Genomic DNA, 18,004 nt, shown 5'->3' with positions numbered 1-18,004 from the left:
CGATTTTCAAATGCCGTGCCTTCGCAAATATGCCGGACGTTAGCGGTAATTTTAAATGACATCACAAACAGAAATTAAATACGTAAAAAAGACAGAAATTAATTTAATCTATAACGATAATAGGCGTGCCATCTGGCAGAGGAAGTGAAACCTTTGATGTTTGATTATCAAACTATGATCTATCACTTCATCAGCCTAATAAAATAATCATTCAATGGATCGAGAACAAAGTTTATCCAACCGTGTCTATGTTTATCTGCTTCATCATTACCCGGGAATAAACTATGATGTATAAACACTCTTGTACCCGCTGCATCAGGCTTCAACGCTATTTCCACTAACGTAGGTTTAGATTTTTTATCCCAAGTGTTGGGTTTCCAGCTATAGCTCAATGATTCATTGTTGACAAATGAAAGTACTTCTCCTTTTACCCATCCGTCAAACAACTCCACATTGCCCTGATTTTTTAATTCAAACACAAAGCTTCCTTCAATCCACTTTTTCATGACAGCAGGATTGGTCAATGCCTCAAAAACATCTTCAGGTTTTGCATAAACCACATAGTTCATCTCTATTGAAAAATTACTCATGTCTATAATTTAAAAAAAAAGAAAAGCCTGAAACCAAATTCAGCTTCAGGCTTATTTAATATTTATTTATTTTACTCTACTACTAATTTCTTACTGATAATCTGACTTCCGGCAGCAATACGAACAGTATAAACACCTTTTGCCCATTTGGTGTTTACATCATATTGATATTCTCCAGCATCTAAACGATTTTCTACAATACGATGTACTTCTTTACCCAACATATCTGTAACGGTTATGAGTACTTTCTCAGGTTGAAGAAGTTCAAAATTAATGCTTGACTTTTCTGAAGCAGGATTTGGAACAATGTTAACATCACTTGCTGATACTGCATAGTCGCTGATGCCAACTACACCTGTAAGATTTATGTCATCAATATAAATGTTGTTACCCAAATCATGCGTATATTCAAACTTTAATGATACGTTAGGTTTTGTTGAATATTGTCCGGAGGTAAGACTCACCGTTTCCTGACGCCATTGTGATGCATTTGGAATAAAGTCTGACATAACAGCATTAGCTACTGTAGCTAACTGTGAACCTGTTTTTGTGGTACGCAAATTCCACAATTGCCCGCAATTGTTAGAAGCATACACTTTCAACACATCTGAACTGCCATTGCTTTTCATGGCAAAGGCAAGCCAATAAGTAAACTGTGTTTGTGTTGTGTTGGTTAGATTGAAGCCCGGTGTGATAAATACATCTCTGGTTCCGGCAACATTACCGCTAAAGTTGTTTATCCTTATAGAATTAAAACCTGAATGTGCAGCAACAGAATTCAATTCCCATGCATTGCCATTTTCATTGTCAACTATCCAATCCACAGAAGGGAAAGTCACATTCTCAAACCCTTCAGAGTAAGGAACAAAATTAGAAACCTGTAGTGGTCTTACCACTACGCTCTCAATACCTGTATATGTATCAAAACCTGCTGAAGTAGTAACCGTTAATGTTACGTCATAAATGCCTGCTGTATTGTAAACTATGCCTGCTGGATCTTTATCTGTTGAGGTAGATGGTGTTCCGCCATTAAAAGTCCACAGATAAGTTGTACCTACTGTATCAGTATTTAAACTTGCGTCTATAAAGCTAACCGTACCACCTTCGCAAATTACTTTTTGTATAGGAGAAAAACTTGCAGAAGGAGAACAAATATAAGTGCCACCATCGGTACCTGTGTTAGCTAAGTTAGTGGCTGTATGAACCTGATTGCGCAAACCTGCACCTGAATTTAATGCAGCCCACATGCGAGCTTTCTGTCCTAAAGTAAACATGTAGTAGCAATAGCTGTAGTCCATGTAATTTTGATAGTTCTCAATTATACCTGGCGTACACACATCTGCATTGGATGGCGAAGGACAATTAGTATATCCCTTAGTTACCGGAGTGTCGGTCACATTATCGTCACCGCAGGCAACACCGGGTTGATTAGTGCCTCCCCATGTATGATTTAAGTTAAGCCAGTGTCCGATTTCATGTGTAAGTGTATATTGTCCTGTTGAGCTTCCTGTTCCGATGCTTCCTACATAATTGTGTAAAGCAATGATACCATCTTTGCCGGGAGGTGCTGTACCGGGTTTATAAGCATAGGCTGCTGCACTTGCATGCGAAGATCCGAAATATGAAACAGTCCAGATATTTAAATATTTATTGTACGGCCATGGATTAAGTTTAGAGGCATCACCGGCATCATAAGTCAATAAAGATTGTTGTCTGTCAATGCCATTAGTGCAATTTCCATTAGGGTCTTTATGTGCCAAACGAAATTCAATCTGAACATCGGCATTCAACGCTTTAAAATCAGGGATGATGTTGGCTGTATCGGTACGCTGTCCGTTATAGTCGCGATTTAATATTCTAATGGCATCATACACCTGTGCATCTGAAATATTCTCAGGGCCCCAATTATGAATGATGTGAAATACAACCGGAATAACATACACAGCAGTACCGGTACTTCTGAAATAACTTGGTTGAAAGTTTTGTACGTACTGTTGTGTAAACGCTTCTAACTGGTTTTGTTCAGTTCGGGCAGCAGCGCTATTCTGAAGTGCAGCATTGGTAACTTCATCAGTAGCGCACCAATGTGTGTTTTGTGCACTGACATTTATGGTTGTTATCATGACCACCATCAGCAATAAAAAATTAGTAGATTTTTTTAGCATTGTTTTAATTTATTTATAATGATTCAAAAGTAATAAAATCGTGTGTTTTTGAACGTACGTTCAATGTAATTTTTTTGTGAAGGTTCTATCCTAACGCCTGCTTTAAATCTGCAATTAAATCATCTATATCTTCAACACCAACACTTAATCTCAATAAAGAATCAGTTACACCTACACGGGCTCTCTCTGCAGCCGGCACACTGGCATGTGTCATTGATGCAGGATGGTTAATTAATGATTCTACTCCACCCAATGATTCAGCCAATGAAAAAACTTTTACCGATGATGCTAACTTAAATGCCTCTTCCTGCGAATGGCTTTTAAGGTCAAAAGAAATCATTCCACCAAAGTCGCGCATCTGTGTTTTTGCAATACTATGGTTTGGATGATCTTCAAAACCCGGCCAATAAACTTTTTCAACTTTTGGATGACTTCTAAGAAAGGTTGCTACCTGTCTTCCATTGAAACAGTGACGCTCCATTCTAAGATGTAATGTCTTTATACCACGTAACACCAGAAAACTATCCATAGGACCGGGAGTGGCGCCACAGGAGTTATGTATAAAAGCCAATTTTTCATAGAGCGAATCGTCACTCATGCACAATGCACCCATCACAACATCACTATGTCCGCCCAGATACTTTGTAACAGAATGCATCACAATATCAGCACCCAAATCCATAGGGTTTTGCAGGTATGGCGAAGCAAAAGTATTGTCAACAGCCAAAACACAATTGTTCTTTTTAGCAATAACGCTACACGCTTTTATATCTACAATCTGCATAGTTGGATTGGTAGGTGTCTCTATCCAGATTAGTTTGGTATTGGCATTTACATAATTGCTGATATTGTTGGCATCAGTCAGGTTAATGAAATGAAATTTTATTCCATAGTTGGCAAATACTTTGGTAAACATCCTGTAGGTGCCGCCATATAAATCATCACCGGTAATTACTTCATCTCCCGGTTTCAGCATTTTTACTACAGCATCCGTTGCTCCCATACCACTACTGAAACACAAAGCATACTTTGCATTTTCCAGTGCTGCAATATTTTTCTCCAACTGCGAACGTGTTGGATTTTTACCTCTTGCATAGGCATAACCTTTATGTTGTCCCGGTGAAGCCTGAACATAGGTTGAGGTTTGATAAATCGGAGTCATGATAGCTCCTGTAGTAGGATCAGGCTCAACGCCTGCATGGAGTGCTTTGGTAGCAAATTTCATGTTATTAAATTTAAGAATGCGAAGATAAAATTTACAATCATTGCCCTACCTTTGAATGGCATTAAATTCATCAAATATGAACGATATTGTAGGATTTACAGGTGTTTTTATTCTTTTGGTTGCTTATTTTTTACACCTCTTCAAAATCATTAAGCCAGATAAGCTTCTTTACTTGTCTCTTAACTTTATTGGTGCTGCCTTAGCCTGCCTGGCCTCGGTGCTCATCCACTATACTCCTTTTATCATTCTGGAGGCACTATGGGCATTGGTATCGCTGATTTCCATTTTTAAATTGATGTTGAAACCACAATAATCTCTTTTAAACTATTACTTCTTTTTTGTTTCGTTGCGTATAAAATATGCCATTGCTGCATAATGTGCACGTGAGCGTTGCAACAGATGTTGCAATTCTTCCGAAGGATGGTTGGTAGCTTTTAACAACTGCTTGTCATCCCATGTGAAATACTTAGGGTTTTCTCCAAATTTTACAGCACCATAGCGGTTCATGGCCTCCATACTCATCCAGTCTGTTGCAAAAATTTCTTTATCAGTCTGAAGCGAGTCAAATAAAAAATCACCTGCATTAAAATAGGTGGACTGTGGTAATGCAAGATTTATTAAAGTTGGAAAAATATCTTTATGTGAGCCCCATTTATTGATTGTAATATGAGGATGAATTGTTGCCGGCACATACATATACAGTGGGACACTGCGCTGATAGTACATCTGGCTTTCATTAAAATCAAACAACATTAAATTATTATGATCACCGGTTGCTGAAACGATTGTATTTTGACTGAAATTGGATTGTTTAATTTTATCCATAAATTTACCTAAACAATCGTTGGAGTATTGCAAATTGGTAAGATTCTTTACTGCAAGTTTTTCATCTGTAAGTAATTTTGATTTTACATTATCAGTAAGCTTAACCGGATATGGTTTATAGGTTTCGGGCAAATGAAAAGGTGTGTGATTTGTTGTAGTGAGTACAAAAATCATCTGTGGCTTAGTTGCATTTTCTAACTTTTTAAAAACATAGTCAAAAAGATATTCATCATAGACACCCCATTCACACTCTGTTGAGCCCACTATTGCTTTTAGTACATTATCTTTACTTTCCACATGTTGAAAATACTGATGTGGAATAAATTCATTGATATTTCGCCAGCCAAATTTACCTCCTGTGATAAATGTTGTTTCATAACCGGAGTTGCTAAATGGCAATGCTACAGAACTGGAATATGAAACTGAATTATTTTCAGACTGCGCCAATGACGTTACAGGTGTATTAACCATGATACCTTCAAGGCTATTGATAGTACCATTGCCAGAAGGCAGAAAATTTCTTAAAAAATAGTCCTCTTTAATATGTTTCTCCAAAGCACCATAAAGATTTAATGTTGATGAATGATAAAACAAATTATTATTACTCATACTTTCCATCAGAAAAAAAACCACATGCGGATATTTAAAACCCGAAGCTTTACTATCTGTTTTTGTAAAGTATGATTTACTTAAATCTTTTTCAGGAGCATAACCATAGTAATCTTCAATTGCTTTTAGTTCATTGTCATAACCCAATTTTTTCAAAAAGGTTATATTGCCTTCTATACTCATCTGCTTGTTACGCATCAGAAATGCTTCCTTTATGGCAAACATTCCATTAATAGGTATCAGATTTATTGTACTATTATTACAAACTGTAGAGTCATCAATCTGCAATGGAAATGTTCCTAATGAGCCTCGCATTCCCAGAAAAAACATACCTAAAGCACACAAACTAAATACAACTCCCTGCCAGACTTTTTTAATTATTACAGACTTTACCTTTTCACTAAAAACATAATTCACAAAAAATCGAATCAGAAAAAAAACAATTATCCATGAAATTAATACACTTGTGATAGGGTAGTCTGTCCAAACAGATTTTAACACAGCTGCCGTATCATCATCAAACAAACCAAAGGCCAACACATTGATGTGCGATTGAAAATAATTGTAATAATAAACATCTACAATTCCAACAACCATAAACAGCACTAACATGACAATTGCATATACTCTGTTAAATCGCATCACAACATCATTGCACTTTACAGTACCTACAATTAAGCAAAGAATACTTAACAATACAGGTAATGCCATTCCATACATTAACACCATGGTATCGAATCTGAAACCTACAACCAAAGCATGAAATACATCTGCAATATTTAACTTTATATCAGCGATGCTTAATAATCTAAAAAGAAAAAATAAACGGATAGACAGCAGCAGAAACAGTCCACCCAGATAAATTAAAAACTGTCGTTTAAGTAAAGTTAAAAATTGTTCGAAACGAATCATGTTACTTAATCTCCGATAGCATCTCCTGACGAATCATCTTAACAGGCGCACTACCATAACTCAAAAACTTTTCGTGAAATACTTTGAGGTTGAATTTATTTCCTTGTTTTTTCTTTAAATCTTCGCGCAGGTCACATATTTCTTTAAACCCGGTATAGTAGCTTGTAAGCTGCACATTGGTTACGTTCACTCTTTTCCATTTTCCCTGTGCCTCTGCTTTCTGCTGAAATGCTTCATTCTTCAATAATTTTAATGCCTGTTCTTCTGTCATGTCCATAGTATGAACTGAAATATCTAAAATAGTATTGCAAACAGTTCTCAAATTCCATTTGTAATACATCAACCACATTTCTGGCTCATTGTTACCATATCCATTTTCAAGCATCATTAACTCGCCATAAACTGCCCAACCTTCAATCATGGCTCCATTACCAAAAACAGCTTTAATTATACTTGGTGCATTGTTGCTATAGACCAATTGTGTATAATGTCCGGGTATTGCTTCGTGAATATTTAAAATCTGCAAAATGTAATGATTGTATTCCCTTAAATAACTTTCTGCACGTTCAGAAGTCCAGCCTGATAGCGAACCTACATTATAGTATGTATTGCCTCCCTTATCATAGGGTCCGGGTGAACTGATGGATGCACCTGCAACACCTGCCATATACGCTGGCTCTTTCCTTACTTTTAATGGTTTGGAAGGATCAATATAAATCAATTTTTTTTCATTGATAAATTTAACAAGTTCAGGGAGTTGCTTTTCTATTGCCGATTGAAATTCGTCAGGTTTTACATGATACACAGAAATTGTATCTATCATCATTCTAATCAGAGCTAAACTATCAGCAGGTTTATCTTTTGTACCAAAATACTTTGGCCATAACTTGTCAGCGATTTTATACATTTCATTATGCAAGAAGGTTTTTCGCTGTATTGCAGAATCATAAATCTGCTGATAGGAGTACTGACTTTGTATATCATATTCAAACTTTTTTGCATACAAGTCCTTACCTAATCTGAAACTTCTTGGGCTATCATTCTTAAAGTCTTTAAGAAATGTTATATAATCTTCAACTGCCTTTTTTGCATCAGTAAGTGATTGCGTAATGCTTAACTTAACACCTGCTTTGAGTGTGGATTGTTTTAGAGAGTCTAATAAATCATTCTCAAGTGCGGCAATGCCACCTGCGTTCTGCTCCATTGCCAAATTGAGATGCTCATTGGTTGGATTTGCAATGTTCTTTTTTGCTGCCTCGTAATAAGCTTTAAATTGCGAGAGTTTTTTACCAATATTTACAAGACGTTTATTGAGGGGCTCATAATTTTCAGATAACATAAATGCTACATTTCCGGTTGCATTGTATGATGATGGATTCCACTGCCATGACTTCATTTCAGTGATATAAAAAATATTGCTGTTGAGATAATTTTCAATCAGATTATAATCCATCCTGTTTAAACTGTTTAGCGTTGCCTTATCATACGTCTTTAGAGAATCGAGATATGATTTTGAAAAAGTTACCTGACTCTTACGATATTGTTCATTATTAACTTCAAGAACAGAGTCGTATGCATGATAACCAATTTCAGTTGCCCACATTGGATTATGCTTCCATAGTTCGTTTATAAATCTTTCTTTAAAATTATCAAAGCGTTTGTCTGTGGTAAATGACGCTTTGCCGGCAAATAAATTTGTGTTGCCCATACAGCAAATAACAACTAGTAAAATGAAATATTTTCTCATTACTTCGAATGGTTTTTAAGGAATGCTAAGGTAGTGTATTTAAAATCTATCCTTGATATACTTTGTAAGATTTTATGAATGCCGAACATTCAAATCATACTATATCTTTATCTCTTCGCCCTTGGTATTATAGAAAGCAAACTGTGTTACAGCAAACGAACTTACTGACTCAATACTAACTTTTATTTTATGCTTCAAATACCATTTCCATTTTATTGAAATAAACCCATTTTTCAGATAGGCTTCAATGTATGGATGTACGTGCAATATAATTTTCTTCTCGTTTTGTTCGTGTGCAAAATAGCGAACATTATTTTCTATTTCATCAATAAGTAAAATACTGGCTTTTATTTCACCTGTACCGTTACATGAAGGACATTTTTCAGCTGTAGAAATTTTCATTTCAGGTCGCACACGCTCACGTGTCAGCTGAATTAATCCAAACTTACTTGGAGGCAAAACGGTATGTCGTGCAGGATCCTTTCTCATCTCTTCTTTAAGCACTTCATGTAACTGACGTTTATGTTCAATATTTATCATGTCTATAAAGTCAATCACAATAATTCCGCCCATATCACGCAACCTGAGTTGTCTGGCAATTTCCTTGGCTGCCATACAGTTGGTCTCAAAAGCATTTTTTTCCTGACTGTCGCTATCACCTCTGTTACGACCTCCGCTGTTAACATCAATAACATGCATAGCCTCCGTATGCTCAATCACTAAGTACGCACTGTTTTGCATAGCTACGGTTTTGCCAAAGTCAGATTTTATCTGCTTGTCAATTCCGAAATGCTCAAAGATGGGTTGCTTATTCTTAAATAATTTAACAATTTCTTCCTGCTCGGGGGCAATACTTCTCAGGTAAGACTTTATCTCATCATAAAGAAGGTTGTCGTTAACATGAATATGATTAAAGTTAGGATTAAGCATATCGCGCAGGATAGATGAAGTGCGATCAATCTCTCCCAATACTTTTTGTCCCGGTTGTGCCACCTTTAATGTGTCGTAAAATAAATTCCAACGCATCAGCACATCCTGAATATCTTTATCTAATTCTGCAACCTTTTTTCCTTCTGCAACAGTTCTGACAATGATGCCGAAATTTTTTGGCTTAATGCTAAGGGCAAGTCTCTTCAGACGGTTACGCTCTTCGGGACTTTTTATTTTTGATGAAACTGATACATGATTGTAGTAAGGTGAAACCACAAAGTATCTTCCTGCAATAGATATTTCCGTTGTTATTCTTGGACCTTTAGTAGAGATTGGCTCTTTAGCAATTTGAACCGGCAGCCACAAACCGGTGCTCATAACCTGTGTTATTTTGCCGGTCTTTATGATATCTTTTTCCAGTTCAAAGTTGTTCAGCGTGGCATTGTTCTGTCTTCCGCTTTGTGTGTCTTTTACAAATTTTAAAAGTGACTGAAACTGCGGGCCTAAATCCAGATAATGCAAAAAGGCATCTTTCTCATAGCCTATATCAACAAATGCAGCGTTGAGTGAGGGCATGAGCTTTTTTACCTTACCCAGGTAAATATCGCCAACGGCAAAACTTCTGTCCTTCTTTTCGCTGTTTAATTCAACCAGCTTTTTTTCTTCAAGGAGGGCAATACGTACTTCCGATGGACTTGAGTCTATAACTAAATCATTGCTCAAGACGCAAATTTTAATTGATTAGCGAGGTAAAATAACCCCAAAAACAGATGTTAGCCGAAATAAAAGATTCCTGCAACATCTACAAACACTTGATTATTTTTTCTTATGTCTGTTTTTTCTCAATCTCTTCTTGCGCTTGTGTGTCGCCATTTTATGACGTTTTCTTTTCTTACCGCTTGGCATGTTATATTAATGTTTTTTATTTAAATTATTGTTATCGTGTTTTTTAAGGAGTGCAAAAGTAATATATTCTTTTTATTTAACAGGTTTTGTTTGCAACTCTTTTATATAAGAATCTATTTCTGCAATTGCCTTGGTGTTGTTAGAAAGCGATTTATAGGTCTCGAAACTCTTTATAGCTTCGTCTTTTTTATCCATCTGAACATAGGTTTGACCAATAAAAACATACATGTCAATTCGTGATGGGTTGATTTGCAGCACTTTATTAAATCGTTCTAAAGCTTTATCAAACTGCCCTGACTTTACCGACAAGAACCCTAAATTGAGTAATGCATTTTCATGATTTGGGTCTTTTTCAACTACTGCTTTCAGCATTGTTATTCCCTGCATTGGGTTATTTGTTCCTTCAGCATAGCAAATACCTAAATCGGTTTTTGCATTCAGGTTTTCCGGATTAATCTTCAACACTTCAGAGTAGCTTGCAATGGCCTTGCCAACAAAATATTCTCGGCTTAAAGAATCCTGTGCCTGTTTCCAGGCGTCAAAATAGCGATATGCTGCATTGATATTTGCCTTTTCTGTAGGTGTTCCTTTTGCAATTAGCTCCATATAATGCGCAGCCAATCCGGGCACCCCATTTCTATCCCAAAATGCTGAAACTGAGTCAAATCGTTCAGGTTCTTTTAAACCATTCAATGCATCATATAAATGATGTTGAGTTGAATCGAGTGAAAGCTTTGCCTGTTGTTCAAACTGATCAATATTAAATCCGCTAGTGATAGGAATTTCTACCGCCTTTTCACTTTTTTTATGTCTTGGCAGAAGAAACAATAAGCCCACCAACACTACAGCGGAAACACCAATGAGTGTACTTTTTGAAAATGAACTCATCGGTTAAATTACAGCTGTGGCTGCGACTCTTTTTTCTTATAAGCGTTTTTTACTTTATCAGTAAAAGTTTTTGCAGGCTTAAATGCAGGAATAAAATGCTCAGGGATAATAATTGCAGTATTTTTGGTAATGATACGACCTGTTTTCTGCGCTCTTTTTTTAACAATAAAACTACCAAAACCCCTCAAATACACATTGTCTTGCTGTACTAAGGAGTTTTTCACTACTTTCATCATGGACTCAACTACATTCTGAACCACCATTTTCTCAATACCGGTTTTAATAGAAATTTCGTTAACCAACTCTGCTTTTGTCATTTTATATAAAATTTAAAGTTAATATCAATTTGTTTTTGGGACTGCAAAAGTAAACTTTATTTGGTGAAAATGAAAATATTATGTCAATAATGAGTCACTTATCTCCTAACTATTAAAAGTATTGGAATACCTGCGTTAGAAATGGGCTTGGAAATATTATGCTGTTCCATAATTCAGAAGGCACTAAATTCTCTAATTTCGGCACTCTTTTAATTTCAGGACATTATGCTACGTACACATACTTGCGGTGAGTTAAATATTACTCACAAAGGACAACAGGTTTCACTCAGTGGTTGGGTTCAGCGTTCGCGTGACCTTGGTGGAATGACCTTCATTGACCTTAGAGACAGGTATGGAATAACGCAATTAGTATTTGATATGGAAAGTAACGCTGAATTATGTCAGCAGGCTCGAACGCTCGGACGCGAATTTGTTATACAATGTCACGGTGTTGTTGCTGAAAGAAGTAGTAAAAACAACAAACTTACAACCGGTGAAATTGAAATCATAGTTGATAAAATAGTAATTCTCAACACTTCGGAAACTCCTCCATTTACAATAGAAGAAAACACCGATGGTGGTGACGAATTACGAATGAAGTATCGCTATCTAGACCTACGCAGATCTAATGTAAAGGCTAATTTTGAATTGCGACATCGAATGGCTTCCGCAGTGCGAAATTATTTAGACAGTCAGAATTTTATTGAAGTAGAAACACCTGTTCTTATAAAGTCTACACCCGAAGGTGCGCGTGATTTTATAGTGCCTTCCAGAGTGCATAACGGACAGTTTTATGCACTGCCACAATCTCCACAAACATTTAAACAATTACTGATGGTAGCAGGGTTTGATCGGTATTATCAAATAGTAAAATGTTTTCGTGATGAGGACCTCAGAGCCGATAGACAACCTGAGTTTACACAGATAGATTGTGAGATGAGTTTTATTGAACAGGAAGACATTTTAGCTATGTTTGAAGGATTAGTTATTCATCTGTTCAAAGAGGTAAAAAATATTACTATACCTCCACTACATAGAATGAGTTATGCAGATGCGATGAAATACTATGGTAATGATAAACCGGATATGCGTTTTGACATGAAAATTGTTACCTTTAAAGATGATAACAGCCAGCATATTGTACCCGGAAAATTTAAAGTTGTTGATGAGGCAGAATTTGTTGGAGGCCTTGTGTGTAAAGGATGTTCAGAATATACACGCAAGCAGGTTGATGAATTGACTGATTGGGTTAAGCGACCGCAGATAGGTGCAGGAGGTTTAGTTTATATTCGCTACAATACTGATGGAAGTATTAAATCGAGTATTGATAAATTCTATACTCAAGAAGAATTAAAAACTCTTCTTGAATATGCAGATGCGCGGCCCGGAGACTTGCTACTGATGCTCACAGGTGCTGAAAGTAAAAGCCGAAAAGCACTGAGCGAACTTCGTCTTGAAATGGGAAACCGCTTAGGGCTCCGAGATAAAAACAACTATTCATGTCTGTGGGTATATGACTTTCCGCTGCTTGAATGGAACGAAGAATCACAAAGATTCCATGCCATGCACCATCCTTTTACCTCGCCAAAACCTGAAGATATTTCATTGCTTGAAAACAATCCGGGAAAAGTACGTGCCAATGCCTATGATTTGGTTATCAATGGTGTTGAAATAGGTGGTGGATCCATAAGAATTTTTGATAAAAAACTTCAGGCACAAATGTTTGAAGTGCTAGGATTTACAAAGGAAAAAGCACAGGAGCAATTCGGCTTTCTGATGAATGCTTTTCAATATGGTGCCCCACCGCATGGTGGAATTGCCTTTGGCTTTGACAGGCTCTGCTCTTTGTTTGGCGGCTCCGATTCTATCCGAGATTTTATTGCATTCCCAAAAAACAATGCTGCAAGAGACGTCATGATTGATGCCCCATCAGCCATTGATGAGGTTCAACTAAAAGAATTGGGCATCAAGCATATCTGACATATACATCCTTTTTCACACCATTTACCCGATAAATAGGGTCGTTAGACCTGTTTTTCGAATTTTTACACCTCTAAAATCCGAAAATTGGGCTCTACCGGAAAAAAGTAAGATTTCTGGTAAAATTTTTGCTATAATTTTTTTTAGAAAAAATACGAATTTGAAATCTATATTGTAAATTTGAAGGCTTCAATAAAATAATAAATAAATCTTAATGATTTTTATCTACAAAAACCAATTAACATGAAATGTATTCTACGCTCCTTTCTACTTGCATGTTGCCTCTGTATAACAAGTTTTGCCTTTTCGCAAGTCACCACTATGATTGGTGCTGCCAACGGTGGCAACTTTGATTTAGCTGGCGGTTGGGCCGGAAATAGCTGGGCAGCCACTAACAATATCAGCCCTACTGTAAATGATGATTGGGTTATCAGTACCGCTGCAGGTGCAACATCAGGTACGCAAGCTGCCTATGTATCATCAAATCCGGCTGCCGGAGTACCACCATATAACTACACATTAGCAAATGTTGATACTTTAATTTTGGCTCGTACTTTACCAGTTAATATACCGGTAGGCCAATCATGTATCACTTTGAGTTTTCAGTGGAAGTGTATGGGCGAAAATGATGTAAGCAACAGTGACTTAGATAACTTTAAAGTTTATTTTATTCCTAAAGCCGGACCCATCACCACCAACGATATACAGTCGCAATATCAGGTAGGTTCTATTTGGTATAATGGCTCTAACGTTTGGAATGCTGAAACAATCAACCTCGATCCGAAATTTGCCGGTAGTGGTGTAAATTATACTTTGGCTTTTGTATTTTCTTCAAATGGCTCGCTTGGAACACAACCTCCGGCAGCCATTGATGATGTATTACTTACTCGTCAGGCGCCAACAGCTTTGCCTTCTTGTGTAACTTATACAGCACCATCAAATGGAGCAACCGGACTTTCACCTTGTAATGTTGCATTAACATGGAATCATTCTCTTGGATGCAATGGTGCCACAAGCTATCAGGTATGGACAGCAACGGCTTTTGGCGGACCTTATACCATGCAGGGAACTACTTCTGCCGGCTCATACAATCTAACCGGATTATTAGCCAATACTACATATTACTGGTACATCATTCCGGTAAACTCTTTTGGTGCAAATACTGCAGGATGTAACTTATTTCGTTATTCATTTACCACAGGAACAAACCCTGTAGTCAGCGGTGTCCCACCTTACTTTGAAGATTTTGAAGGATGTGTAAACTGGACGATGTATAACGGAGGACTTACCAACCAATGGCATATAGGTAATGGAACCAGTGCCGGTGGCAACAGAGGTATGTATGTTTCGAATAATGGTGGAGCTACCAATACTTATACTGTAACTAATAGTTCTACTGTCCATGCCATGAGCAACACCATTATTGACCTCACTGGTGGTGGTGCTTGTATCAACTTGGCATTTTCTTACCGCTGTGCCGGAGAAAATGGTTATGATTGGTTAGATGTATTTGCAGTGCCTGTAGCTTATGTTCCTACTGCCGGTGTAGGAATCCCCGGTGGTGTAGTTGGTGGCGTATTACCAAACTTAGCTAACCCAGTTCGAATTGCAGGACCAATAAACGGACAATCAAGTTATACTACTTTTACAGCCTCACTCAATGCATTGACAGGAAGGCAATTCCGATTGGTGTTTAGCTGGAGAAATGATGGCTCTGTTGGAACACAACCTCCTGCAGCAGTGGATAATATCAGCATTACATCAACAAGCGGCCCTGTAAATGATGCACCTTGCACAGCAACATTTATTCCTCCATTATCTCCTGCAGGTTTATATCTTCCCGGAAGTAATATATGTGGAAGTAATACAGATGAGCCAAGTGCACCCGGATGTTGGACTAACACGGGCGGTGCCAGCCAAATCAACACTGTTTGGTATCGTTTTAGAGCACCAAGCAGTGGATGCGTAAAAATCCGTACTGAAAGAGGCTCATTATATGATACACAAATTGCACTATATACAAGACATCCTTTAACGGGGATTGTTCCTTGTGGATCAGGAAATACACTAACCTATGTAAATTGTAATGACAATCGTGCAGGTTGCGGTGTTTCTAATTATCTTAACTCAGAAATATCACAATCCGGATTAGTACCGGGATTTGATTATTACATAGCTGTTGACGGTAAAAATGGTGATGTTGGAACATTTACATTGTTTATTATGGATGGCGGTGCCGGTTGTGGTAATAATTATCCGCCAACGCCCGGTGCCGATTGCTCATCACCAAATATTGTTTGTGGATCAACTATTTCTGTTCCAAACCCGGGTTATCAGGGATATGGTTCTTTATGTGACTTTGTTGGCGGTAGCGGTAATTGCTTGCTTTCCGGTGATAGAGGTGGTGCCTGGTATCAGGTTAATATCATAGCCGCAGGTACACTAAATTTCGATATTGTACCAAATGATTTTAACGGCTCTACTGCAACTGACTATGATTTTGCTGTTTGGAAAACTGCAGGTAGTGGAACATTAGCGACTTGTGCATCTATTGCTAATTCAGGAACTCAAACACAAGGTTTAGTAAGATGTAATTATAGTGCATTAGGTGTCACCGGATGTTATAACGTTGGTAATTCACCAGCTATTTACCCTGGGTTTAATGGTGCTTATGAAACAGGCATTCCGGTTGCAGCAGGTGAAACCTATTACATTTTTGTAAGTAATTATAGTAACAGTACTGCTGGATTTTCATTAAACTTTACTTATACTTCACCAAGTCCGGGAACAGTAATATCCTCCAGTGTTTCTAATGGAGGAACAATAATTTGGTCAGGAACGGTAAGCACATCATGGACAGATCCAAACAACTGGGGCGGATGTGCCATACCAAGTTGTAGCGGTGCAACAGGTGAAACGGATGCATTAATTCCTGCATTATATGTCAACCCTCCTATAATTACAGGAACTGTTAATTGTCGTAATTTAACTATTAATCCGGGAGCTACTTTAACAATAGCCGGAACAGGGGTGCTAGAAATATGTAAAGACTATAAAAACAATGGAAATTTCGTTGCTCAGCCAGGCTCAAGAGTGATTTTTGATGGTCCGGCAACAGGCACTTATACAGGTAATCAGAATATTGATGGTAACCTGACCGGTACGAATGCTTTCTACCATCTGGATATTTTTAAAGCATCTATGGCTAATCAGGTTCTGGCAAATCAGGATTTTGATGTACTTGGTAATTTAAAAGTTGGATATAATTCCGGCACATCAGCTACTAACCGGTTGACAAATTTCTTAACACAACCTGGTGGCAATGGAAAATATGTAAAAGTTGGAGGCAATTTTCTTGTATATCAGGATGCCGGTGGTACAGCAGCATTTGTTACAGGAGGTGGTTCTGTATTAGAGTTTACAGGGGCAGCCAATCAAGATTATATGAACAGAAATAACCTCGGTAGTGTTTTTGTTAACCAATCTACTCCATCAACTATTACCGTTCAGCCCCATGGAGGAACAGCTTTTGGTCACATGACTTTAAACGCAACCGGAACATTAACTTTTGGTTCAGGTAAAATTGTAGTCAATGGTTCCATCAATAATGCCGGTGTCCCCACCAATAATAAAGGCTATGTGGAAATGCTAAATCCATTGCCAGGAACAATTACAGGTATGAATAATACCAGCTATATTTCAGGAACCGGAACTTCTCCAGTAATTTATACACTTAAAAAGGCAACAACAGGTGCTGTTGGTATCTATGATTTACCTGTGGGTACAATAGCTAAATATTCCAACATTAACCTTGATGTAAAAACAGCGTTAGCACCCAACCCTTTATATTTCCTTGTTGGTTTTGACAATACAGTGCCTGCCTCCAATACTGCTTTTACAGGCAGCGCTACAGATGAGTGCACTGTTAAATACCATTCTGCAGGAGCTACAGCCTTGAACAATGGTTTATGGAGAATTATCACAGGAACCGCTGCTGCAGGAACTGGAGGCATTTTAGATGTGTCACTAACAGAAAATGGGTATAGTAATAATGTAACCGGGCAAACTGTAATGTTTAACAAATTAGGCAATCCTGCAACTGCTGCAGATTGGTTATTAAATCCATTTCCGGCAAATGCTTGTATCAGCGGGACAGCACTTCCCGGTCCTGTTTCAAGAACAAACATGCAATGGAACGTAATAAAGCCGGCTTCCCTAACAACTCCCCTCATGTTTGGTACTGCACAGGCTCCTTCGCCTTTACCGGTAGAATATCTTGCGCTTACAGCTAAAGGTGTACAAAACACTATTAAAGTAGAGTGGTCAACTGCCAGCGAGAAGAATAACAAAGGTTATGAAGTGCAACGAAGTACTGATGGACAATTGTTTGAAGTAATCGGCTGGGTAAATGGTCATGGTACTACTAACTTGATGAATATGTATCAATATACTGATATTAATGTTTCAAAAGGAATCAACTATTTCTATCGTCTGAAACAAATTGATTTTGATGGCATGTTTGATATCAGTAAGAAAGTTGCTGCATCAATTAGCGATAACAATTTATCTTTTAATGTTAGTCCTAATCCTTATACAGAACAGACTAATGTAGTGTATCAATTAGATCAGACCTCTGAAGTAACTCTTGAAGTTTTTAATAAACTCGGACAGAAGGTAACCACACTACATAAAGGAGTTCAGGAACCCGGTACATACCAGTATCCTTTCAACGCTAAGCAATATGGTTTTTCTGCAGGTGTTTATACAGTAAAGATGACCATTAACAGTCAAATTTTCACAAGGTTGCTTTTTGAAAACAACTAGTTTTTAAGATTACACACAAATCAATAAGGAGGCCAAAAGCCTCCTTATTGATTTATACAGCATTACAAAACAAAACCTGTTGCTTT

The 18,004-nt window shown here is 37.5% G+C and carries 11 protein-coding genes; 3 read left to right on the top strand and 8 right to left on the bottom strand.

Features of this window, described 5'->3' with window-relative positions; genetic code table 11:
- Positions 1–182: 182 nt before the first annotated feature.
- From V9G42_00750 to V9G42_00740, 3 genes are all read right to left on the bottom strand, one after another.
- The gene (locus V9G42_00750) at positions 183–590 is read right to left on the bottom strand and encodes an SRPBCC domain-containing protein (GenBank protein ID MEI2757939.1); all 408 of its coding nucleotides are present in this window, start codon (positions 588–590) and stop codon (positions 183–185) included.
- 71 nt (positions 591–661) lie between these two features.
- Entirely contained in the window at positions 662–2,755 is a 2,094-nt protein-coding gene (locus tag V9G42_00745) for a M43 family zinc metalloprotease (GenBank protein ID MEI2757938.1), read from the bottom strand.
- A gap of 85 nt (positions 2,756–2,840) precedes the next feature.
- Positions 2,841–3,980, bottom strand: coding sequence for a cystathionine gamma-synthase (locus V9G42_00740; GenBank protein ID MEI2757937.1), 1,140 nt, complete (start codon positions 3,978–3,980; stop codon positions 2,841–2,843).
- A 76-nt stretch (positions 3,981–4,056) separates the two neighbouring features.
- On the opposite strand from V9G42_00740, the gene V9G42_00735 reads away from it, so the two are divergent.
- Complete coding sequence (locus V9G42_00735) at positions 4,057–4,293, top strand: hypothetical protein (protein MEI2757936.1); 237 nt, start codon at positions 4,057–4,059, stop codon at positions 4,291–4,293.
- 14 nt (positions 4,294–4,307) lie between these two features.
- On the opposite strand, the gene V9G42_00730 is transcribed toward V9G42_00735, so the two are convergent.
- From V9G42_00730 to V9G42_00710, 5 genes are all read right to left on the bottom strand, one after another.
- Positions 4,308–6,326 carry an LTA synthase family protein gene (locus V9G42_00730; protein ID MEI2757935.1) on the bottom strand — a complete coding sequence of 673 codons (2,019 nt, stop codon included), beginning with the start codon at positions 6,324–6,326 and terminating at the stop codon, positions 4,308–4,310.
- 1 nt (position 6,327) lies between these two features.
- Positions 6,328–8,073, bottom strand: a complete 1,746-nt coding sequence (locus tag V9G42_00725) for a DUF885 domain-containing protein (GenBank protein MEI2757934.1) — start codon at positions 8,071–8,073, stop codon at positions 6,328–6,330.
- Positions 8,074–8,172: 99 nt separating this feature from the next.
- Positions 8,173–9,726 (bottom strand): Rne/Rng family ribonuclease, encoded by a 1,554-nt coding sequence (locus V9G42_00720; protein ID MEI2757933.1) that lies wholly within the window; start codon positions 9,724–9,726, stop codon positions 8,173–8,175.
- Between the two features lie 255 nt (positions 9,727–9,981).
- Positions 9,982–10,797, bottom strand: coding sequence for a tetratricopeptide repeat protein (locus V9G42_00715; GenBank protein MEI2757932.1), 816 nt, complete (start codon positions 10,795–10,797; stop codon positions 9,982–9,984).
- Between the two features lie 8 nt (positions 10,798–10,805).
- Positions 10,806–11,114 (bottom strand): HU family DNA-binding protein, encoded by a 309-nt coding sequence (locus V9G42_00710; protein ID MEI2757931.1) that lies wholly within the window; start codon positions 11,112–11,114, stop codon positions 10,806–10,808.
- A gap of 225 nt (positions 11,115–11,339) precedes the next feature.
- Here V9G42_00710 and aspS point away from each other — a divergent pair, with 225 nt between their 5' ends.
- Together aspS and V9G42_00700 are read left to right on the top strand one after the other, a co-directional pair.
- On the top strand, positions 11,340–13,094 hold the full coding sequence (gene aspS, locus V9G42_00705) for an aspartate--tRNA ligase (GenBank protein ID MEI2757930.1): 1,755 nt from the start codon (positions 11,340–11,342) through the stop codon (positions 13,092–13,094).
- Between the two features lie 243 nt (positions 13,095–13,337).
- Complete coding sequence (locus tag V9G42_00700; GenBank protein MEI2757929.1) at positions 13,338–17,918, top strand: T9SS type A sorting domain-containing protein; 4,581 nt, start codon at positions 13,338–13,340, stop codon at positions 17,916–17,918.
- Positions 17,919–18,004: the final 86 nt, after the last annotated feature.

Source organism: Bacteroidia bacterium, assembly GCA_037045145.1.
Classification (GTDB): Bacteria; Bacteroidota; Bacteroidia; order AKYH767-A; family OLB10; genus OLB10.
This window is presented reverse-complemented; position numbering and strand designations above follow the sequence as displayed.

Coding starts and splice junctions, on each gene's coding strand:
- V9G42_00740 (MEI2757937.1), bottom strand. CDS start 3,980: ATGAAATTTGCTACCAAAGCACTCCATGCAGGCGTTGAGCCTGATCCT.
- V9G42_00710 (MEI2757931.1), bottom strand. CDS start 11,114: ATGACAAAAGCAGAGTTGGTTAACGAAATTTCTATTAAAACCGGTATT.
- aspS (MEI2757930.1), top strand. CDS start 11,340: ATGCTACGTACACATACTTGCGGTGAGTTAAATATTACTCACAAAGGA.
- V9G42_00725 (MEI2757934.1), bottom strand. CDS start 8,073: ATGAGAAAATATTTCATTTTACTAGTTGTTATTTGCTGTATGGGCAAC.
- V9G42_00715 (MEI2757932.1), bottom strand. CDS start 10,797: ATGAGTTCATTTTCAAAAAGTACACTCATTGGTGTTTCCGCTGTAGTG.
- V9G42_00750 (MEI2757939.1), bottom strand. CDS start 590: ATGAGTAATTTTTCAATAGAGATGAACTATGTGGTTTATGCAAAACCT.
- V9G42_00700 (MEI2757929.1), top strand. CDS start 13,338: ATGAAATGTATTCTACGCTCCTTTCTACTTGCATGTTGCCTCTGTATA.
- V9G42_00745 (MEI2757938.1), bottom strand. CDS start 2,755: ATGCTAAAAAAATCTACTAATTTTTTATTGCTGATGGTGGTCATGATA.
- V9G42_00735 (MEI2757936.1), top strand. CDS start 4,057: ATGAACGATATTGTAGGATTTACAGGTGTTTTTATTCTTTTGGTTGCT.
- V9G42_00730 (MEI2757935.1), bottom strand. CDS start 6,326: ATGATTCGTTTCGAACAATTTTTAACTTTACTTAAACGACAGTTTTTA.